Below are 18,331 nucleotides of genomic sequence, written 5' to 3'. Positions count from 1 at the left end.
TCATGCTCCCGCAGCTCGCGCTGGTACCGGGCGAGCCGGCGGGGATCGGCCCGGAGCTCTGCCTCCGTCTGGTCCAGCAGCCGCGCACCGATTGCCGGCTGCTGGCCTTCGCCGACCCGGACACGCTGCACGCTGCCGCCGCTGCGCTGTCGCTGCCGCTGCAGCTCCTGCCTGAAGACACCATCGCCCGCCAGCCGGGCGATCTGCCGTTGCGCGTGGTGCCCAATGCGGTGCCCTCCCGTTTCGGCACGCCGGATCCAGCCAACGCCGGGGCGGTGATCGGCGCGCTGCGACAGGCTGGGCAGGCCTGCCTGACCGGTGAACTGGCCGGCGTGGTCACCGGCCCGGTGCACAAGGCGGTCATCAACGATGGCGGCATCGCCTACAGCGGCACGACCGAACTGCTGGCCGACCAGGCCCGCACCCCGGTGGTGATGATGCTCGCCAATGACATTGTCCGGGTCGCCCTGGCCACCACCCACCTGCCCTTGCGCGCCGTGGCCGATGCGATCACCCCTGACGGGCTGGCGCTGACCCTGCAGATCGTCCACGACGCCCTGCAGCGCGATTTCGGCCTGGCCTCGCCGCGCATCGCCGTGCTCGGGCTGAACCCGCACGCTGGCGAAGACGGCCACCTGGGCCGCGAAGAGCTCGACCTGATCATCCCCCTGCTGGAGCGCCTGCGCACCCGGGGCATGGACCTGGTCGGCCCGCTGCCGGCCGACACCGCCTTCCTGCCGGCCAAGCTGGCCGGGTTCGACACGGTGCTGGCGATGTACCACGACCAGGGCCTGCCGGTGCTCAAGTACAGCGGCTTCGAGCAGGCCGTCAACATCACCCTGGGCCTGCCCTACCCGCGCGTCGCGGTCGACCATGGCACCGCCCTGGATCTGGCCGGCCGCGGCGTGGCCGACCCTTCCAGCCTCCTCGCTGCCACCGCGCTGTGTGCCCGGCTGGCGCGCCAACGTACACTGGTGTCATGACTTCTTCGTATTCCTCCTCCGGCGCGCCCGGTTTCTCCGGCCCCGCCAAGAAGCAGCTCGGCCAGCACTTCCTCGCCGACCGCAGCTACATCGACAAGATCGTGCTGGCGGTCAGCCCGAAAGACGGCGACCGCCTGGTCGAGATCGGCCCGGGCCAGGGCGCGATCACCCTGCCGCTGCTGCGCCGCCACCCGAAGCTGACCGTGATCGAGTTCGATCGGGATCTGGTCGGCCCGCTGGCCGCCGCCGCCGAACCGCTGGGCGAGATGACCATCATCCACCGCGACGTGCTGCAGGTGGACTTCACCGAGCTGGCCGCGGGCAGCCCGATCCGCCTGGTCGGCAACCTCCCCTACAACATCTCCTCGCCGATCCTGTTCCATGCGCTGGACCACGCGGCGGTGATCACCGACATGCACTTCATGCTGCAGAAGGAAGTGGTCGACCGCATGGCCGCCGATCCGGGCAGCAAGGTGTATGGCCGGCTGAGCGTGATGCTGCAGGCGTTCTGCAAGGTCACCTCGCTGTTCGTGGTGCCACCGGGTGCGTTCCGTCCGCCGCCGAAGGTCGATTCGGCGGTGGTGCGGCTGGTCCCGCGGGATCCGGCCACGGTCGGCATCCTGGACCGCAAGCGCTTCGCCCACGTGGTCAAGGCCGCCTTCGGGCAGCGTCGCAAGACCCTGCGCAATGCCCTGCAGAACGTGTGCACGCCCGAGCAGTTCGAAGCGGCTGGCGTGCGCAGCGACGCCCGCGCCGAGCAGCTGGACGTGGCGCAGTTCATCGCGCTGGCCAACGTCCCGTACGAGGCTGACGCGCCGCAGGGTTGAGCGCGCCACCTCGTGGCCAGCACCGGCCGCGCGCACGTAGAACCGCCTGACATCCATGACGGGGGCGCTGCCAGCTTGGGCAGCACTCATCTCATCGTGCACAACATTCACTAAACTGCCTGCATGAACGACGCTGCAAACTACGCGATCTCCGTCGAGGTCGCCCCCCGCTTCCTCGATGACCAGTCCACCCCGGAGGACGGCCGCTACGCGTTCGCCTATACGATCCGCATCCTCAACCGGGGCCGCGTCGCGGCACGGCTGGTGGCCCGCCACTGGCGGATCACCGATGCCAATGGCCGCATCGAGCATGTCGACGGCGATGGGGTGATCGGCGAGCAGCCGCGGCTGCGCCCCGGTGAAGACTTCCGTTACACCTCCGGTGTCATGCTGGAGACCGAGCACGGCACGATGCAGGGGCACTACGACATGGTGGCCGATGACGGCACGGAGTTCGCCGCCCCCATCGCGCCGTTCGTCCTGACCGTTCCGCGCACACTGCACTGATGGAGGCGCACGCATGAGTGTCTGGGCCATCGGCGACCTGCAGGGCTGCTACGACGTCACCCAGCGGTTGCTGGAAAAAATCAAGTTCGACCCCGCGGTCGACAAACTGTGGTTCTGCGGCGACCTGGTCAACCGCGGTGGGCAATCGCTGGAAACCCTGCGCCTGGTCCATTCGCTGCGCGAGAGCAGCGTGATCGTGCTGGGCAACCATGACCTGTCCCTGCTTGCCGTCGGTGCCCGCACCGAGGAAGAGCAGCGCAAGGTCAACCCGGACCTGCTGCGGATCGTGCAGGCCGAGGACCGCGACGAACTGCTGGAGTGGCTGCGCCTGCAGAAGCTGGCCCACGTGGACCGTGAGCTGGGCTGGATGATGATCCACGCCGGGCTGGCCCCGAAGTGGACCACCCAGCTGGCCGAGAAACACGCCCGCGAGGTCGAGCAGCAGCTGCACGGCAGCGGCTACCGCAAGCTGTTCCGCAACATGTACGGCGACAAGCCGAGCTGGTCACCCGGCCTGGCCGGCTACGACCGCTCGCGCGCGATCATCAACCTGTTCACGCGCATGCGTTACTGCACGCCGCGGGGCCGGATCGGGATCGAGGACAAGGGCACGCCGGGCACCCAGGAACAGGGGCTGTATCCCTGGTTCGAAGTGCCGGGCCGCGCCGAGCGCGATCTGAAGATCGTCTGCGGGCACTGGTCCGCGCTGGGCCTGACCATCACCCAGGGCGTGCACGCGATCGATACCGGCGCGGTCTGGGGAGGCAAGCTCACCGCACTGCAGTTGGATACCGAAGAACTGCGCGTGGTGCAGGTGCCGGGCCGCGATGTGCCCAAGCCGGTCTCCGCGCCGCGTCCACCGGCACGCCGGCCGGCCGCCGAGGGGGCGCCGCCGAACGGGCGTCCACCGCGTCAGGGTCAGGGTCAGGGTCAGGGTCAGGGTCAGGGGCGCGATCGTGGCCGCGGTGGCCAGGGCCGACAGGGCGGTGGTGCGAAGCCCGCGCAGAACGCCGAGCAGCAGCCGCGGCAACAGCAGCAGCCGCAGAACAACGACATCACCAGCGACGCCGAATGAGCCGCAGGCCGGTCAGTGCGACCGGCCTGCCTGCAGCGCGTGCTCAGGCGCGGCGGTAATCCACGAAATCGAACGCGTACGCGTGCCGCTCGTCGGCCGCGTGGTGTTCGCGCGCCACTTCCACCCACAGCGCCGGATCGACCGGCGGGAAATGGGTATCGGCCGGTACCGTGGTCTGTACCCAGGTCAGGTGCAGATCGGTGGCCTGGGCCATGGCCAGGCGATAGATCTCACCGCCACCGATCACGCACAGTTCTTCCGCGTCGGTGTCCGCTGCGGCCTGCAGCGCCTGCTCGATCGAGGCCACCGCCTGCATGCCGTCGAACGGCACCTGCCCGCTGCGGGTCAGCACCAGGTTCAACCGGCCCGGCAAGGCACGGCCGAGCGACTGCGCGGTCCTGCGCCCCATCAGGATCGGCTTGCCGACGGTCAGCGCCTTGAAGCGCTTGAGATCATCGGGCAGCTTCCACGGCAGGTCGTTGTCACGGCCGATGCCGTGGTCGCGGTCAAGCGCGGCGATCAGCGAGAGCTTCATGCGCGTGCCGCTCACACCGCCACCGGGGCCTTGATCGCCGGATGCGGGTCGTAACCATCGATGCGGATGTCATCGAACTGGAAACCGAACAGATCGGTCACCTCGGGGTTCAACCACAGTGTCGGCAGCGCGCGCGGCTCACGCGCGAGCTGTTGCCGGGCCTGCTCGAAGTGGTTCGAGTACAGGTGCGCATCACCCAGGGTGTGCACGAAATCGCCGACACCCAGCCCCGTTGCCTGCGCCACCATGTGGGTCAGCAGCGCATAGCTGGCGATGTTGAACGGCACGCCGAGGAAGATGTCGCCGCTGCGCTGGTAGAGCTGGCAGCTGAGCTTGCCGTCCACCACGTAGAACTGGAACAGGTTGTGGCACGGCATCAAGGCCATCTGCGACAGCTCGCCCACGTTCCAGGCGCTGACCACCAGCCGCCGCGAATCGGGGTTGCGCTTGATCTCGTCCACCAGCCACTGCATCTGGTCGATCGCGCCGCCATCGGCAGTGGCCCAGCTGCGCCATTGCTTGCCGTAGATCGGGCCGAGGTCGCCGTTGGCATCGGCCCACTCGTCCCAGATCCGCACCTGGTTGTCCTTGAGGTACCCGATGTTGGTATCGCCCTTCAGGAACCACAGCAGCTCGTGGATGATCGAGCGCAGGTGCAGCTTCTTGGTGGTGACCAGCGGGAAGCCGTCATTGAGGTTGAAGCGCATCTGCCAGCCGAACACGCTGCGCGTGCCGGTACCGGTGCGGTCGGATTTCTCCGTGCCGTGCTCCAGCACATGCTCAAGCAGTTCCAGATAGGCCTTCATGCCTTGGCTCCTTGGGCGGCGACCGGCAGCACCGGCTGCAGCACCGGCGCGCGGCGCGACAGCACCAGCAGCACCAGGCCGAACACCACCAGCGGCAAACTCAGCAACTGGCCCCGGGTGAACCAGTCGAAGGCGAGGTAGACGCCGTTGTCGGGCATGCGCACGAACTCGACCGCGAAGCGGAAGATGCCATACATCAGCGCGAACAGGCCGGCGATGACGTAGCGGTGGCGCGGCTTGGCCGACACGGCCCACAGCACCACGAACATCACCAGGCCTTCCAGCAGCGCTTCATACAGCTGCGAGGGATGGCGAGCGTACGGGTTGAGCGCGCCGGTGGCGAACTCGGCCTTCAGCGTGGCCAGATCCAGCGCGTTCAACGGTGCCGGCAGGCCGCTCGGGAACACGACGCCCCAGCTGCCATCGGTGTACTTGCCCCACAGCTCGGCGCCGATGAAGTTGCCGATGCGGCCGAAGCCCAGGCCCAACGGGACCAGCGGTGCCATGAAATCGATCGTGTCGAACAGGTGCAGGCGATGCTTGCGCGACCACCACCACGCGGCGAACAGCACGCCGAGCAGGCCACCGTGGAAGCTCATGCCGCCGTCCCACACCTTGAACAGCAGCAGCGGGTTGTGCAGGAATTCGGAGGTGGCGTAGAACAGCATGTAGCCCACGCGGCCACCGACGACCACGCCGAGCATCGCGTAGAACAGCAGGTCGGAGAAGCCGTTGGCATCGACCCCGGGCAGGCGCCCGGCCGCGATCCGCTTGCGCCCCAGCCACCAGGCCGCAGTGAAGCCGAGCAGGTACATGATGCCGTACCAATGCACCTTGATCGGCCCGAGCGAGATGGCGATGGGGTCGATGTCGTGGAAATAGATCATGAAGGGCGCCTTGCAGGGATGCCGATATTCTAGCGCCGCCCGGGAGCGGCCTCGCGGCGGCCCCCGACCGCGCGATTGCCGGGCTTCAGCCCAGGATCTGCGGCGTGTCCGGCAGGCCGTCATCCTGTGACCCCGGAACGGGCGGATAGTGCCCGGCCAGCAGGTCCGAAACCTCTTCGATCGCCAGCAGCACGGCCTCCTGCAGCGCACCCTCGCGCAGCCGCTGCTGCATGTGCGCGCAGATGGCCAGCCACTGCGCCTCACCGATCCGGCCGCGCAGGCCGCGATCGGCGACCAGCTCGATCGCATGGTCGGCCAGCAGCAGGTAGATCAGCACGCCATTGTTGTGTTCGGTATCCCAGGTGCGCAGCTGGGCGAAGGCCTGCCCGGCGCGTTGCTGTGCGGTGATGCCCTGCCACAACGCGGCCAGCGGCAGATCCGCTTCCACCGCGAACATGACCTGGCCACCGTGGCGGCGCTCGCCGGCGGTGATCGCCTCGGTGATCGCCTGCAGCTGTGCGGGTGGGAAGGCGCGCCGCACCGACGGGGAGAACACATGCCGGAGCCAGCGCATCACCAGCCTCCCGAGGCGCCACCGCCTCCCGAACGTCCACCCCCGCCGCCCCAGCCGCCTCCACCGCCACCGAACCCGCCACCGCCCCAGCCACCCCCACCCCAGCCGCCACTGCGCGCGAACACGCCGCCGCGGCCGGCCGACGTCAGGCCGACCAGCAGGCCCACCACGGCGGCGGCGCCACTGGCGACCACCAGCGAGGTGAACAGGAACGCCGCCACCCCGGCCCCGGCACCGCTCGCCAGCGCGCGCAGCGGTCGCGGCAGCCAGCCCAGGATGCCGCGCAGGAACAGACCGGCAAACAGGCCGATGCCCAGCGCCATCGTCCAGTTACCACCCGCCGGGGTGTCCTGGGCGCGATGCGTGCTGACCGGGGCGGGCAGTTCCTCGCCGTCGATCAGCTTGACCAGCGCGGCGCTGGCGTCGGTGAGGCCACCGGCGTAGTCGTTGCTGCGGAACCGCGGGGCCAGGTACTCCTGGATCACCCGGTTGGCGATCGCATCCGGGATCGCGCCTTCCAGGCCGTAGCCCGGCTCGATGCGGACCCGGCGATCGTCCTTGGCCACCACCAGCAGCACGCCGTCATCCACGCCCTTGCGGCCGATGGACCACTGCTCGAACACCCGCTGGGTGTACTGCTCGATGGTTTCCGGCGCGGTGGTCGGCACCATCAGGATCTGCAGCTGGCTGCCCTTGCGCTGCTGCAACGCCAACGCCTGCGCTTGCAGGGCCTGGATCTGCGCTGCGTCCAATGTGCCGGTGGTGTCCACCACCGGCGAGGACATCGGCGGGATGGCCGCCTGGGTCTGCGCCCAGGCCGGCAGCGCCAGCGCCAGCGCCAGGCAGAGCAGCAGCAGGCAACGCAGCAGGCGCGTGGTCACGGGCTCAGTTCGCCGGCTGTGGCTGCTGCTGCGGGGCGGGCGGTTGCGGCGCGGGCGCCGGGGCCGGTTGCTGCGAACCGAACTTGACCGCCGGCGGCTGCGAGATCTGCGCCTCGTTCTCCACCGTGAAGTTCGGCTTGGTCGCATAGCCGAACAGCTTGGCGGTGATCACCTGCGGGAACTGGCGGATGTAGGTGTTGTAGTCCTGCACCATCTGGATATAGCGGCCGCGCGCCACGGTGATGCGGTTCTCGGTGCCTTCCAGCTGTGCCTGCAGATCGCGGAAGCCCTGGTCGGACTTCAGGTTCGGGTAGTTCTCGGTGACCACCAGCAGGCGTGACAGCGCACCGCTCAGTTCGCCCTGGGCCTGCTGGAACTGCTTCAGGGAGTCAGCGTCGTCGGCATTGACGTTGACCTGCCCCACGCGCGCACGGGCGTTGGTGACATCGGTCAGCACCTGGCGTTCCTGGTTGGCATAGCCTTCCACGGTCTGCACCAGGTTGGGGATCAGATCGGCGCGGCGCTTGTACTGGTTGAGCACCTCGGCCCAACCGGCCTTGACCTGCTCATCCTTCTGCTGGATGGCGTTGTAGCCACAGCCGGACAACAGGGAGGCCAGCACGGCCAGGCACAACAAACGGGAGAACGATCGCATGGCCGGCTCCGGATCTCGATGAACGGGATCCGGAGCATGCCACGTCTTGGGTAAAGCGGATGTGGGTACCGACCAACGGTCGGTATTTACCAGTTGCCGGCACCCGGCACGTTGTGTGCCACGGCGCGACGGCGCATCAGCAGGTTCAGCCATTCCACCAGCACCGAGAAGCCCATCGCGGCGTAGATGTAGGGCTTGGGCACGTGCACGCTCAGGCCATCCAGGATGAGCACCACGCCGATCAGCAGGATGAAGGCCAGGGCCAGCATCTTCACGGTCGGGTTGGCATCGATGAAGCGGCCCAGCGGGTTGGCGGCCAGCAGCATCACGGCGACCGACAGCAGGATCGCGGCGACCATCACCGGGATGTGGTCGGCGATGCCCACGGCGGTGATCACCGAGTCCAGCGAGAACACGATGTCGATCACGGCGATCTGCGCGATCACCATGCCGAACACGGCCGAGGCCTTGGTGGTGGTCGGGTCTTCGTCTTCGCCGCCGGTGATCAGCTCGCGGATCTCCATGGTGCCCTTGATGATCAGGAACAGGCCACCGAGGATCAGCACCAGGTCGCGGATGGAGATGCCCATGCCGGCGATGGTGAACAGGTTGGCTTCCATGTGGGCCAGATAGGCCAGCGAGACCAGCAGCAGGATGCGGGTGATGCAGGCCACCGCGATGCCGAGCTTGCGCGCGAACGGACGGCGCGCCTCGGGCAGCTTGCTCACTGCGATCGAGATGAAGACCAGGTTGTCGATGCCCAGCACGATTTCCAGCGCGCTCAGCGTAAACAGGGTCAACCAGACATTGGGGTCGGACAACAACTCAAGGAACATGGACTTCCATCCTTACAGGGGGGATGACGCGCGTAACGCGTCAGAGGTGTTACGTCAGAGGATCTGCGGCAGCAGGATCAGGACCCAGCACACCAGTACGTTCATCATCAGCACGAAGACCGCGGCCGAGCCCATGTCCTTGGCACGTCCGGCGAGCTCGTGGAACTCCGCGCCGTAGCGTTCGATCACCGCCTCGATCGCCGAGTTGGCCAGTTCCATGGCCAGCACCAGCAGCACCGAGCCGATCATCAGCGCACGCTCCACCGGGGTCTGGCCGAGCCAGAGCGCCAACGGGGCGAGCACGATCAGCAGGTAGACCTCCAGCCGGAACGAGGACTCGTGCAGCCAGGCCGCACGCAGCCCCTGCCAGGACCAGACCGCGGCCTTGAAGATGCGCTTGGGGCCGCGCGGCAGGTGGCCGATTTCATCCGCCATGGGCAGGTGCCCCGGTCGGCAACGCAGGCCGGAACGGCAGGAACAGCACACGGCAGACAGTCATGGGCATCGCTGAATGGGGCAGGCAATCCCTCATTTTGCCATAAGCCGGCCAAGCCATTGTCGAAGGCGGCCAACGCCCGTCCGTGGTAAAGCGCGGCGTGGCGGCAGCTTTTATGATGGACGCCTGCCCGTCCGGGCACCCGAGCGGGTGCCCCACCCCAGGAGTTGCCCATGCTGCATCGCCGTGCCCGCCCCCTTCTGCTCGCCCTTGCCCTGGGCGCCGCCCTGCCCGCGTTGGCCCGTACCCCGGCCCCCGCTGCGCCGCAGGTGCCCACCCAGGTCTCCAACGTGGCCTGGGCCGGCGACATGGCGCAGTTCGCGGCCCAGGACGCGACCAACCCGCCCCCGCGCGGGGGCATCGAGTTCATCGGCAGCTCCTCGATCCGCATGTGGGAGAGCCTGGCCACCGATTTTCCGGGCCAGCCGGTGTTCAACCGTGGCTTCGGCGGCTCGGAAGTGCGTGACAGCACCTGGTACGCCGACCGCATCGTGATCCCGTATGCGCCGTGCAAGGTGTTCTTCTATGCCGGCGACAACGACCTCAACAGCGGCCGCAGCCCGGCCCAGGTCCGCGACGACGTGGTGGCCTTCGTCAAGCGCGTGCACCGCGACCTGCCCAAGACCACGGTGGAAATCATCTCGATCAAGCCCAGCCCCTCGCGCGCGAACCTGCTGCCCGCGGTGGTGGAAGCCAACGGCTTGATCCAGACGGCGCTGGCCTCGCTGCCCAACACCGGCTACACCGATGTCTACACGCCGATGCTCGGTGCCGACGGCCAGCCGCGCGCCGCGCTGTTCCGCGAGGACATGCTGCACATGACGCCGGACGGCTATGCGATCTGGCGCAAGGCGCTGGCGCCCAAGGTGCAGTGCCACTGAGCCACGCGGGGAGGCGCAGCACCTCCCCGACTCAGCGGTAGTGGATCGTGGCCTGGGTACCCTGCCCGGGCTCGCTGGTCAGGGCGATCTTCCAGCCGAAGCGGTCGCACAGCCGGCGCACGATCGACAGCCCCAGCCCGGTGCCCTGTGGACGGCTGGGCTCGGCACGATAGAACGGCTCGAACGCACGCCCGAGTGCTTCGGCGGACATGCCGATGCCGGTATCGCGCACGACCACGCGATCGTCTTCGACATCGACGTCGATCCGGCCTTCGTCGGTATAGCTGCAGGCATTGCGCAGCAGGTTGCTGACCACCACCTGCAGCACCCGCGGCGGCGCGTGCAGCATCACCGGGCCATGGCTGTGCAGGTGGATCTCCACGGGCCGCCCGGCAATCAGCTCGCGGGCGTTGTCGACCTCGTAGCGGACGATCTCGTTGACGTCGAACAGCTCGACCTGCGGCTCGACATCGGCCTCGCGGGCGAGGATCAGGAAGGCATCGATCACCGCTTCCATGTCACGCCCGGCGCGCTGGATGCGCTGCAGGCCGCGGCGCAGGCGCGGGGTCATGTCCTGGTCGCCCAGCGCCATGTCGCTGGCCACCCGGATCACGGTCAGCGGGGTGCGCAGCTCATGGCTGGCATCGCGGGTGAAGTTGCGCTCGCGCGCGACGTGCGCGGTGACCTTGGTGGCCAGCGAGTGCAGGGCCGCGGCCAGCTGGCGGGTCTCGCCCTGCATGTCGGCCGGCAGCTTGGCCGGGGCCAGATCGGCCGCTTCCGGATGCCCGGGGTCCCATCGCGAGACGCGCCGGGCCAGCCAGTTCACCGGGGATACCAGGCGTTTGGAGGCGCGATAGGTGATCCACGAGGCGCCGTAGACGGCCAGCAGGGTCAGCAGCACCGGCACGACGCCGAACCAGAACGCCAGCATCTCCGCGCGCGAACGCAGGAACACCAGATACAGGCGGCCTTCCGGACGCGCATCGACCAGCACCAGCTGGTCGTCGTCCTTGAGCTCATGGAAGCCGGGGGTGAGCGTGCGCAGGTTGGCCGGCAGGCTCAGCGGCGACTGCCCGGTCTCGAGCAGGTAACCGCGGATGTTCTGGGTATTGGGCGGCGGCTGCACCGGCGAGGCCTCGTGCAGTTGCCAGTAGTAGCCGGCCTCTTCCTGCAGCGCGCTGCTGACCAGGCTGTGCTTGATCACCAACGACACCAGCCAGGCACCCAGCAGGATGCCCAGGCTGGCGAGCACGGCTTGGAGGATGAAGACGATGCGGATCTTGCGCGGCAGACCGTGCGGCATTACGGGGTCCAGGGCGGTTCGCGGCGATTATAGGAAAGCTTGCCGTGAGTCCATCGTGCAAACCATGACAACGGCCCGGCAGATGCCGGGCCGTCATGCTCCAGAGGGTACCGGAGGATCGGATCGCTCATGCCGCCCGCAGGCGGCCGAGCGGCGATCGACCGCCCATCAGCTCATCGGCTGGGCGATATCGGCAATACGGTAGCCGGCGCTCTGCACGGTGTGCAGCAGCGGGCGGTCGAACGGCTTGTCGATGATCTTGCGCAGGTTGTACAGATGGCTGCGCAGGGTGTCCGAGTCGGGCAGACCATTGCCCCAGATCTCGCGTTCGATTTCCTGGCGGGTCACCACACGCGGCGATTCGCGCATGAGGATCGTCAGCAGGCGCAGGCCGATCGGCGAGAGCTGCAGTTCGGTGCCGGCACGCGTCGCGCGCATACTGACCGGATCGAGCACGAGGTCGGCGACCTTGAGCACTTCCGAGCCGACCTGGCGACGCTCGCGACGGATCAGCGCGCGCAGACGGGCTTCCAGTTCCTGGATCGCGAACGGCTTGGTCAGGTAGTCATCGGCGCCGAACCCCAGGCCGGTGAGCTTGTCGTCCAGCGTGTCGCGCGCGGTCAGCATCAGCACCGGCGTGGACTTGCGCGCGTCGTTGCGCAGGCGGCGACAGACTTCGATGCCGTCCAGACGCGGCAGCATCAGGTCCAGCACGACCACGTCGTAGCTGTTCTCGGCCGCCAGACGATAACCGTCCAGCCCATCCTGGGCGTAGTCGACTTCGAAGCCGCGCCCTTCCAGGTACTCGCCGATCATCTCGGAAATATTACGGTTGTCTTCGACCACCAGCACCAGGCCGGAGGTCTCCTTTGTCTGACGCATGGGATTCCCTCTTTCTTCAGCTTTGTGAAACATGCCGCATCGCCAGTGGACGCGGTGTGAAGTTCCTCACACACCGATCAAAGCAGGGGTTTGAGCAGCGGCCAGACGTTGTCCAGCACCTGCGGCTGCGCAGCTGCGGTGGGGTGCAGCCCGTCGGCCTGCATCAGGTTCGGCTTCAAGGCCACCCCTTCGAGCAGGAACGGCAGCAGCGGCACGTCGTACTGCTTGGCCAGCGCCGCGTAGGTCTGGCGCAGGCGCTGGCGGTAGGCTGGGCCGTAGTTGGGCGGCACATCGATACCCAGCAGCAGCACCTTGGCGCCCGCCTTCTGGCTGGCCACGATCATCTTTTCCAGGTTGCCCTGCAGTTGCGCCGGGGTCAGTCCGCGCAGCGCATCGTTGCCGCCCAGTTCGATCACCACCACGGACGGCCGATGCTTCTCCAGCAGCCCTGGCAGGCGGGTCAGCGCGCCGGCGGTCGTCTCGCCGCTGATGCTGGCGTTGATGATCGCCGGCGGCGCCTTGATCTGTTGTTTGACCCGCTGCTGAAGCAGGTTTACCCAGCCCGACGCGGCCGGGATATTGTGGGCGGCACTGAGGCTGTCGCCGACCACCAGCACCGCCGCACGGGTGTCCGGAGCTTTGGCACAGGCCAGCATCGGCATCAGCAGCAACCCTGCCAGCAGCCAGCCCATCGTGGCCACGCGGCCCATTCCACTTGCTTGGTTCATTGGAGAATCCTCATCGACAGCCTGTCCCCCCGCAGCGCGCCCGTCGCCATCGCCGCCCACAACGTGGGCAAGTCCGCACGTGGCCCGGAGGGTGAAGTCCACATACTGGACAACATTGACATGACCGTCCATGAAGGCGAGAGCGTGGCGATCGTCGGCGCTTCAGGTTCGGGCAAGACCACCCTGCTCGGCCTGCTCGCCGGCCTGGACCTGCCCAGCCACGGCACCATCGCGCTGGCCGGCGCCGCGCTCAACACGCTCGATGAGGAAGCCCGCGCGCAGCTGCGCGCACGCGAGGTCGGCTTCGTGTTCCAGAGCTTCCACCTGCTGCCGGCACTGACCGCCGAAGAGAACATCGCGCTGCCGCTGGAACTGGCCGGCCGCGAAGATCCCGCGCGGGTGCGCGAGGTCTTGGAACAGGTCGGACTGGGCCATCGTGCGCGTCATTACCCACGCCAGCTTTCCGGAGGCGAGCAGCAGCGCGTGGCACTGGCGCGTGCGTTCGTGGCGCGGCCGCGCATCCTGTTCGCCGATGAGCCGACCGGCAGCCTGGACCAGGCCACCGGGCAGCAGATCAGCGACCTGCTGTTCGCGCTCAACGCCACCAGCGATACCACCCTGGTGCTGGTCACTCACGACCTGCGCCTGGCCCAGCGCTGCGAGCGCATCTACCAACTCGACGGTGGACGCCTGGCCGACACCGTTGCCGGCGCGGGCGCATGAACGTCGTGCGCCACGCGGCGCGCGCGCTGCGCCGCGAGTTCCTGGCCGGCGATCTGCTGACCGTGTTCGCCGCACTGGTGTTGGGCGTGGCGGTGATGACCGCCGTCGGCACCCTGGTCAACCGGGTGACGCTGGCGCTGACCGGCAGCGCGGCGGAGATGCTGGGCGGTGATCTGGGCCTGAGCGGCCGTGAGGACATCCCCCAGAGCTTCGCCGATGCTGCGCGCGAGCGCGGCCTGGCCAACACGCGCATGGTCAGCTTCCCCAGCGTGCTGTTCCATGGCGATGACAGCCAGATGGCCAACATCAAGGCGGTCGCCGATGGCTATCCGCTGCGTGGCGAACTGCAGGTCAGCCGCGCCCTGCATGACAGCGCCAGCGAAACCGCAGGAACACCGCCACCAGGCGAAGCGTATGCCGACCCACGCCTGATGCAGGCGCTTGGCCTTCAAGTAGGCGATGCATTGGAGTTCGGCGCAGGCACATTGACCGTGACGCGCGTGCTGCAGGCCGAGCCGGACACCTCCGGTGAGCTGATGCAGCTGTCGCCGCCGCTGCTGGTCAATCGCGTCGACGTCGACCGCGCCGGACTGCTGGGACCCGGCAGCCGCGCCTCATACCGGATGATGTTCGCCGGTGAGCCGGCGCAGATCGCCGCCTTCCGCGAGTGGCTCACGCCGCAGGCCAAGGGCTATCGCATCGTGGGCATCGACGATACCCAGCGCGGCGTGCGCGGCGCGTTCGATCTGGCCGGGCGTTTCCTCTCGCTGGCCGCGTTGCTGGCGGTGCTGCTGGCCGGTGTCGCCACCGCGCTGGCCGCCAACCGCTTCGCGCTGCGACGCATCGATCAGGTCGCGATCCTGCGCTGCCTGGGCGCGCGCCAGCGCGACATCCTCACTGCGATGGCACTGCAACTGGTGATGCTGGCGGTGCCGGCCTGTCTGGTCGGCATCGGGCTGGGCATGGCCGCGCAGGCCGGGCTGGTGCAGGCGCTGGGGGGATTGATTCCGAACCGCCTGCCGCTGCCGCAGGCAACACCCGCATTGAGTGGGGCCGGTATCGGCCTTGTGCTGCTGCTCGGCTTTGGCCTGCCGCCGCTGCTGCGCCTGCGCAGCGTGCCACCGATGCGGGTGCTCAACCGCAGCTTCGCGGCCTTGCCGCCAAGTTCGATGCTGGTCTATGCCGCTGCGCTGGCGGCGACCGTCGCGCTGACCATGCAGGCCACCGGCGATGTAAAGCTGGCCGCGTGGGTGCTGGGTGGGCTGGCGGCATTGGCGGCACTGGCCGGTGCGCTTGGCGCGCTGCTGCTGACGATGCTGCGCGGCCTGCAGCCGCGGCTGCGCGGGCGCTGGAAGCTGGGCCTGGCCTCGTTGACGCGCCGGCGCGGGCTGGCGGTGATGCAGCTGGTCGGCCTGTCGCTGTCGCTGTGTGCGCTGTTGCTGCTGTCGGTGATCGGCCCCGGGCTGTTGGCGCAGTGGCGCGATCGCCTGCCGAGCGACACACCAAACTACTTCCTGATGAACATCCAGCCCGAGCAGCGCGATGCGGTGCTGGCCACGCTGGGTGGGCTGGGGGTGGCATCGCCGGGCATCGAGCCGTTCAGCACCGGCCGCCTGCTGGCGGTCAACGATCGGCCGCCGCAGCGTCAGGCGCGCGAGGACAACAGCAACGAGGACGACGACGCCAATCGGCCGGTCAATTTCTCGTGGCGGCATGATTTCCCGCCGGCCAATACGCTGCTCAGCGGCACGTTCTGGAAGGCGGACAGCACGGCGGCCGAAGCCTCGATCGAGCAGGGCTGGGCCGAGCGCTACGGGATGCAACTCGGTGACACCGTGACGCTGCAGATGGGCGAGCAGGAGCGCCGTTTTACGATCACCAGCATCCGCAAGGCGGACTGGGATTCGTTCCGGGTCAACTTCTTCCTGCTGCTCAATGAGGGTGCGGTCGCCGATGCGCCGTACAACCTGATCACCGCGTTCCATCTGCCGCGCGCGCAGGCGCCGGCGCTGGCCGGGTTGACGCGGGAGTATCCGAACATCTCGTTGTTGGATATCGACGGCATCCTGGAGCGGGTGCGCGAAGTGGTGGATCGGGTGAGCCAGGCGGTGCAGCTGGTGATGGGCTTCAGTCTGCTGGCGGGGCTGCTGGTGTTGCTGGCGGCGTTGCAGGCGACGGCCGGTGAGCGACGCTATGACAGTGCGGTGCTGCGTACGCTGGGGGCGACGCGCCGTCAGCTGCGCGGTACGGTGCTGGTGGAGTTCGGGGCGCTGGGCGTGTTGTCGGCGTTGCTGGCGGTGGGTGCGGCGGCGCTGTTGGGTACGGTGGTGGCGCGGCAGGTATTCGAGTTGACGTTGAGTCCGCCGTGGGGGCCGTTGTTGGTGGGCGGTGCGCTGGGTGTGCTGTTGAGCATGCTGGCCGGTTGGTGGGGCACGCGGCGGATTCTGCATACGCCACCGGCGTTGGCGCTTCGGGAGGCGTGAGTTTGGGGCGCCGTTGCACTGAAAGCAAAAGCGACGGCGTCTTGGTGTTCATGGCCTGAAGGCTGGCGGGCAGCCCTGCCCAGGACGCGCCGTAAACCCGTCCCTGGGGGCTCGTGGGCGCCATCCTTGGCGCCCTGACGGTCCTGGGCAGGGCTACCCGCCATCCTTCTCGAGGGATGGCCTTGGGCGGATGGGAGAGCAGCGCATCTGCAGTTGGCACTACCGTCGATGAGGCAATGTGCTGCTTCGACGTTCGGCGATGGACGCGAGCGCCGCCGGTTGCGGCTGTATCAGCGCGCGCTTTCTGGCGGTGCTTTTTCCACCCACTGCTGGAAGACGGCATCGATCTCGGTGTCCGCCACGGTCTTGCCGTCCTGGATGTCCTGGGCCTGGGTGAACAGCGGGATGATCATGGCCATGCCGTCGGGTTTGGTTTTCAGGTGCACGCCCGGTGCGTTGCCGAGGAAGCTGTTCCAACGCTGGCGCACCTTCGCCCAGTAACCCGCGGTGGCGGTCCAGTAGGCGTAGGCGGGGGTGAAGTCCACCTCGGTGGTCTTGTTGTAATCGTTGAAGCCGAACTCACGTGCAATCGGTGTCTGCGTTCCGTCGGCGCGCCGCTGGATCTTGGTGTTGAACTGCTCGTGGGTCCACCCGTTGGGCGTGCGCGTGTGCCGGTTGATCACGGCCAGGGCGTTGTAGTCGCTGCGGCGGGTGTATTCGCGGCGCGGCAGGGGGCGCCAGCTGAGGTCGCTGGTCCACGCGGCGATACCGTTGTCGTAGCGCCAGGCGCCGGTGCCGCAGTAGCGCGGTGCGTCGCTGACTTCGTAGACGCATTGGGTCCAGGCACCGGTGGTGAGCGCCGTGGGAATGGGGCGCACCTGCCAGGTCTGGTCGGCAGTGAACTCGAACCGGGTCGGTGCCTGGTAGACCCAGTCCTGGCGCCAGTGCTTGGTGACGTGGCCGCTCTTCGGTTCGACCAGCAGGTGCTGCAGCACCACCCGCGTTGGGGTGTCTTCGACCACGATCACCACTTCGTTGCCGCCGGTGCGCACGGCCGGCGCGCGTTCGTAGCCGGGTTGGAGCAGCACGGTTTCGTCGAAGGCGAAGTCGACGATGTATTCGCCCTGCATGGCCAGGATGCTGGCGCGGTCGCGTGCGGGGTCGGGCGGTGTGGCATGCGCGCTGGCGGTGAGCGCGAGCAGCAGCCCTGCCAGGGCGAGCGCGGGCGTCATTACAGCTGGATCACCGGCATGCCGCCGGCCGCCCATGGTCCGCTGCGGCGGGCCGCGCTGGCGCAGCAGCCGTCGTCGACCCAGAGCTCGCCTTCGGCGCCTTCCACGGTACCGATCCGGCGCGCGGTGCTGGCGCCCAGCGCGGACAAGGAGGCCAGGCTGGCGGCGAGTTCGCGGCCTTCGCCGACCTGCAGGCGCAGCGCGCACATGCGCCACGCGTCGTTGCCCAGGCGCACGGCGAGGCGTCGCCACAGGCGCTCGGCGACACCGGCGTCGTTGACCGGTTCGGGCCGTGCGGGAAACGCGGACACGAGGCTATCCCACGCGAGGAAATCGCTGTCGGGCAGCAGATACAGGCGCCAGCAGCAGCGGCCGCGGGCGTCGACGAAGCACAGGCTTTCGCGGATGCCTTCGCTGTCCATGCCCTGGCAGGCATGCGCGGAGACCGCGTGTTTCCAGCCACCGAGTTCACTGCTGTCCGGGCGGTACAGGCACAGCACGGTACCCAGCGAGGCCAGTTGCGCGGCCGATGGCAGGCCAGCGATGGGATGGCGGCCCGGTGGGCGGCCGACGGAAAGGGCACGGCTCATGGCGGTCTACCTGCAATCGACGGTTGCGAGGGGAGACCCTCGACCCACGCCGTGGACCGGAGTCGACGGCGGAGTGTCGAGGGGGAGAGAGCTGGGGGAGGAACGGCCGTTACTTGGTCAGGATCAGCTTGTCGTTGCTGGTATGACGCAGGCGATAGAAACGATCGCCGTGCTGGATCAGGATTTCGCGGCGCCCCTTGAGCAGGGCTTCGCTGTCGATCACTTCTTCCGGCGGGACCACCCGGACCGGACGGTCGCGGAGGGTCAGCGTTTCGGGGCGCAGCAGTACAGCAGCTTGAGTGTTCATCGTCTGGACTCGTTGCGAGGGGCGAGTCAAATGATAATGATTCTCAGTTGACAATCAACAACCATTCTCACTTTGATAGATGGCATTAATGATCGACTACCAAAATTCGATAGCCTTTATCAATCGCCAACTGTGCGTGG

The 18,331-nt window shown here is 68.0% G+C and carries 21 protein-coding genes; 7 read left to right on the top strand and 14 right to left on the bottom strand.

Translation table 11 applies throughout. The features are described 5' to 3' along the window. Window positions 1-2: 2 nt before the first annotated feature. From pdxA to ABE472_RS12175, 4 genes are all read left to right on the top strand, one after another. Window positions 3-983 carry a 4-hydroxythreonine-4-phosphate dehydrogenase PdxA gene (gene pdxA / locus ABE472_RS12190; RefSeq protein WP_346466284.1) on the top strand — a complete coding sequence of 327 codons (981 nt, stop codon included), beginning with the start codon at window positions 3-5 and terminating at the stop codon, window positions 981-983. Next, on the top strand, window positions 980-1,810 hold the full coding sequence (rsmA, locus tag ABE472_RS12185) for a 16S rRNA (adenine(1518)-N(6)/adenine(1519)-N(6))-dimethyltransferase RsmA (RefSeq protein WP_152154483.1): 831 nt from the start codon (window positions 980-982) through the stop codon (window positions 1,808-1,810). The genes pdxA and rsmA overlap by 4 nt, the downstream gene beginning before the upstream one ends. Window positions 1,811-1,933: 123 nt before the next feature. Then, entirely contained in the window at window positions 1,934-2,317 is a 384-nt protein-coding gene (gene apaG, locus ABE472_RS12180) for a Co2+/Mg2+ efflux protein ApaG (RefSeq protein WP_121042792.1), read from the top strand. A gap of 13 nt (window positions 2,318-2,330) precedes the next feature. Beyond that, window positions 2,331-3,392 carry a symmetrical bis(5'-nucleosyl)-tetraphosphatase gene (locus ABE472_RS12175; protein WP_346466283.1) on the top strand — a complete coding sequence of 354 codons (1,062 nt, stop codon included), beginning with the start codon at window positions 2,331-2,333 and terminating at the stop codon, window positions 3,390-3,392. A 43-nt stretch (window positions 3,393-3,435) separates the two neighbouring features. Here the strand turns inward: ABE472_RS12175 and ABE472_RS12170 are convergent, their stop codons facing one another. From ABE472_RS12170 to ABE472_RS12135, 8 genes are all read right to left on the bottom strand, one after another. Then, window positions 3,436-3,927 (bottom strand): dihydrofolate reductase, encoded by a 492-nt coding sequence (locus tag ABE472_RS12170; protein WP_313210132.1) that lies wholly within the window; start codon window positions 3,925-3,927, stop codon window positions 3,436-3,438. An 11-nt stretch (window positions 3,928-3,938) separates the two neighbouring features. After that, window positions 3,939-4,733, bottom strand: coding sequence for a thymidylate synthase (locus tag ABE472_RS12165; protein WP_313219958.1), 795 nt, complete (start codon window positions 4,731-4,733; stop codon window positions 3,939-3,941). Further along, window positions 4,730-5,620, bottom strand: a complete 891-nt coding sequence (gene lgt, locus ABE472_RS12160; RefSeq protein ID WP_313210136.1) for a prolipoprotein diacylglyceryl transferase — start codon at window positions 5,618-5,620, stop codon at window positions 4,730-4,732. The genes ABE472_RS12165 and lgt overlap by 4 nt, the downstream gene beginning before the upstream one ends. A gap of 85 nt (window positions 5,621-5,705) precedes the next feature. After that, complete coding sequence (locus ABE472_RS12155) at window positions 5,706-6,194, bottom strand: TPM domain-containing protein (protein ID WP_313210138.1); 489 nt, start codon at window positions 6,192-6,194, stop codon at window positions 5,706-5,708. Beyond that, window positions 6,194-7,075, bottom strand: a complete 882-nt coding sequence (locus ABE472_RS12150) for a TPM domain-containing protein (protein WP_346466282.1) — start codon at window positions 7,073-7,075, stop codon at window positions 6,194-6,196. Before ABE472_RS12150 ends, ABE472_RS12155 begins: the two co-directional genes overlap by 1 nt. A 4-nt stretch (window positions 7,076-7,079) precedes the next feature. Beyond that, window positions 7,080-7,730, bottom strand: coding sequence for a LemA family protein (locus tag ABE472_RS12145; protein WP_313210142.1), 651 nt, complete (start codon window positions 7,728-7,730; stop codon window positions 7,080-7,082). An 86-nt stretch (window positions 7,731-7,816) separates the two neighbouring features. After that, complete coding sequence (locus ABE472_RS12140; RefSeq protein ID WP_088433998.1) at window positions 7,817-8,566, bottom strand: TerC family protein; 750 nt, start codon at window positions 8,564-8,566, stop codon at window positions 7,817-7,819. 54 nt (window positions 8,567-8,620) lie between these two features. Continuing rightward, entirely contained in the window at window positions 8,621-9,001 is a 381-nt protein-coding gene (locus ABE472_RS12135; RefSeq protein WP_070471748.1) for a diacylglycerol kinase, read from the bottom strand. Between the two features lie 234 nt (window positions 9,002-9,235). Between ABE472_RS12135 and ABE472_RS12130 the strand changes: the two genes are divergently transcribed. After that, the gene (locus ABE472_RS12130) at window positions 9,236-9,943 is read left to right on the top strand and encodes an SGNH/GDSL hydrolase family protein (protein WP_313210146.1); all 708 of its coding nucleotides are present in this window, start codon (window positions 9,236-9,238) and stop codon (window positions 9,941-9,943) included. Between the two features lie 31 nt (window positions 9,944-9,974). Here the strand turns inward: ABE472_RS12130 and ABE472_RS12125 are convergent, their stop codons facing one another. The 3 genes from ABE472_RS12125 to ABE472_RS12115 form a co-directional block, all read right to left on the bottom strand. Further along, entirely contained in the window at window positions 9,975-11,246 is a 1,272-nt protein-coding gene (locus ABE472_RS12125) for a HAMP domain-containing sensor histidine kinase (RefSeq protein WP_313210148.1), read from the bottom strand. Between the two features lie 168 nt (window positions 11,247-11,414). Then, complete coding sequence (locus tag ABE472_RS12120; protein WP_019182442.1) at window positions 11,415-12,128, bottom strand: response regulator transcription factor; 714 nt, start codon at window positions 12,126-12,128, stop codon at window positions 11,415-11,417. Window positions 12,129-12,205: 77 nt separating this feature from the next. Next, window positions 12,206-12,856 (bottom strand): arylesterase, encoded by a 651-nt coding sequence (locus tag ABE472_RS12115; protein ID WP_346466281.1) that lies wholly within the window; start codon window positions 12,854-12,856, stop codon window positions 12,206-12,208. A 120-nt stretch (window positions 12,857-12,976) separates the two neighbouring features. Here ABE472_RS12115 and ABE472_RS12110 point away from each other — a divergent pair, with 120 nt between their 5' ends. Together ABE472_RS12110 and ABE472_RS12105 are read left to right on the top strand one after the other, a co-directional pair. Beyond that, window positions 12,977-13,579, top strand: coding sequence for an ATP-binding cassette domain-containing protein (locus tag ABE472_RS12110; RefSeq protein WP_313210153.1), 603 nt, complete (start codon window positions 12,977-12,979; stop codon window positions 13,577-13,579). Then, entirely contained in the window at window positions 13,576-16,062 is a 2,487-nt protein-coding gene (locus ABE472_RS12105) for an FtsX-like permease family protein (protein ID WP_346466280.1), read from the top strand. The genes ABE472_RS12110 and ABE472_RS12105 overlap by 4 nt, the downstream gene beginning before the upstream one ends. 290 nt (window positions 16,063-16,352) lie before the next feature. Here ABE472_RS12105 and ABE472_RS12100 read toward each other — a convergent pair whose 3' ends face one another. The 3 genes from ABE472_RS12100 to ABE472_RS12090 form a co-directional block, all read right to left on the bottom strand. Further along, a complete protein-coding gene (locus ABE472_RS12100) occupies window positions 16,353-17,294 on the bottom strand; it encodes a DUF6607 family protein (protein WP_346466279.1) in 942 nt (313 codons plus the stop codon). Then, window positions 17,294-17,884 carry a Hemin transport protein gene (locus ABE472_RS12095; RefSeq protein WP_346466278.1) on the bottom strand — a complete coding sequence of 197 codons (591 nt, stop codon included), beginning with the start codon at window positions 17,882-17,884 and terminating at the stop codon, window positions 17,294-17,296. The genes ABE472_RS12100 and ABE472_RS12095 overlap by 1 nt, the downstream gene beginning before the upstream one ends. A 109-nt stretch (window positions 17,885-17,993) precedes the next feature. Beyond that, complete coding sequence (locus ABE472_RS12090) at window positions 17,994-18,191, bottom strand: hemin uptake protein HemP (protein WP_019182448.1); 198 nt, start codon at window positions 18,189-18,191, stop codon at window positions 17,994-17,996. Window positions 18,192-18,331 lie beyond the last annotated feature (140 nt).

The organism is Stenotrophomonas sp. TWI809 (assembly GCF_039673205.1).
Taxonomy (GTDB): domain Bacteria; phylum Pseudomonadota; class Gammaproteobacteria; order Xanthomonadales; family Xanthomonadaceae; genus Stenotrophomonas.
The sequence above is the reverse complement of the archived record's forward strand: the minus strand, read 5'-3'. Positions and strand labels throughout refer to the sequence as shown.

Bases quoted from the DNA above. Each gene is read 5' to 3' on its own strand.
- pdxA (WP_346466284.1), top strand. From the start codon at position 3: ATGCTCCCGCAGCTCGCGCTGGTACCGGGCGAGCCGGCGGGGATCGGC.
- rsmA (WP_152154483.1), top strand. From the start codon at position 980: ATGACTTCTTCGTATTCCTCCTCCGGCGCGCCCGGTTTCTCCGGCCCC.
- apaG (WP_121042792.1), top strand. From the start codon at position 1,934: ATGAACGACGCTGCAAACTACGCGATCTCCGTCGAGGTCGCCCCCCGC.
- ABE472_RS12175 (WP_346466283.1), top strand. From the start codon at position 2,331: ATGAGTGTCTGGGCCATCGGCGACCTGCAGGGCTGCTACGACGTCACC.
- ABE472_RS12170 (WP_313210132.1), bottom strand. From the start codon at position 3,927: ATGAAGCTCTCGCTGATCGCCGCGCTTGACCGCGACCACGGCATCGGC.
- ABE472_RS12165 (WP_313219958.1), bottom strand. From the start codon at position 4,733: ATGAAGGCCTATCTGGAACTGCTTGAGCATGTGCTGGAGCACGGCACG.
- lgt (WP_313210136.1), bottom strand. From the start codon at position 5,620: ATGATCTATTTCCACGACATCGACCCCATCGCCATCTCGCTCGGGCCG.
- ABE472_RS12155 (WP_313210138.1), bottom strand. From the start codon at position 6,194: ATGCGCTGGCTCCGGCATGTGTTCTCCCCGTCGGTGCGGCGCGCCTTC.
- ABE472_RS12145 (WP_313210142.1), bottom strand. From the start codon at position 7,730: ATGCGATCGTTCTCCCGTTTGTTGTGCCTGGCCGTGCTGGCCTCCCTG.
- ABE472_RS12140 (WP_088433998.1), bottom strand. From the start codon at position 8,566: ATGTTCCTTGAGTTGTTGTCCGACCCCAATGTCTGGTTGACCCTGTTT.
- ABE472_RS12135 (WP_070471748.1), bottom strand. From the start codon at position 9,001: ATGGCGGATGAAATCGGCCACCTGCCGCGCGGCCCCAAGCGCATCTTC.
- ABE472_RS12130 (WP_313210146.1), top strand. From the start codon at position 9,236: ATGCTGCATCGCCGTGCCCGCCCCCTTCTGCTCGCCCTTGCCCTGGGC.
- ABE472_RS12125 (WP_313210148.1), bottom strand. From the start codon at position 11,246: ATGCCGCACGGTCTGCCGCGCAAGATCCGCATCGTCTTCATCCTCCAA.
- ABE472_RS12120 (WP_019182442.1), bottom strand. From the start codon at position 12,128: ATGCGTCAGACAAAGGAGACCTCCGGCCTGGTGCTGGTGGTCGAAGAC.
- ABE472_RS12115 (WP_346466281.1), bottom strand. From the start codon at position 12,856: ATGAACCAAGCAAGTGGAATGGGCCGCGTGGCCACGATGGGCTGGCTG.
- ABE472_RS12110 (WP_313210153.1), top strand. From the start codon at position 12,977: ATGACCGTCCATGAAGGCGAGAGCGTGGCGATCGTCGGCGCTTCAGGT.
- ABE472_RS12105 (WP_346466280.1), top strand. From the start codon at position 13,576: ATGAACGTCGTGCGCCACGCGGCGCGCGCGCTGCGCCGCGAGTTCCTG.
- ABE472_RS12100 (WP_346466279.1), bottom strand. From the start codon at position 17,294: ATGACGCCCGCGCTCGCCCTGGCAGGGCTGCTGCTCGCGCTCACCGCC.
- ABE472_RS12095 (WP_346466278.1), bottom strand. From the start codon at position 17,884: ATGAGCCGTGCCCTTTCCGTCGGCCGCCCACCGGGCCGCCATCCCATC.
- ABE472_RS12090 (WP_019182448.1), bottom strand. From the start codon at position 18,191: ATGAACACTCAAGCTGCTGTACTGCTGCGCCCCGAAACGCTGACCCTC.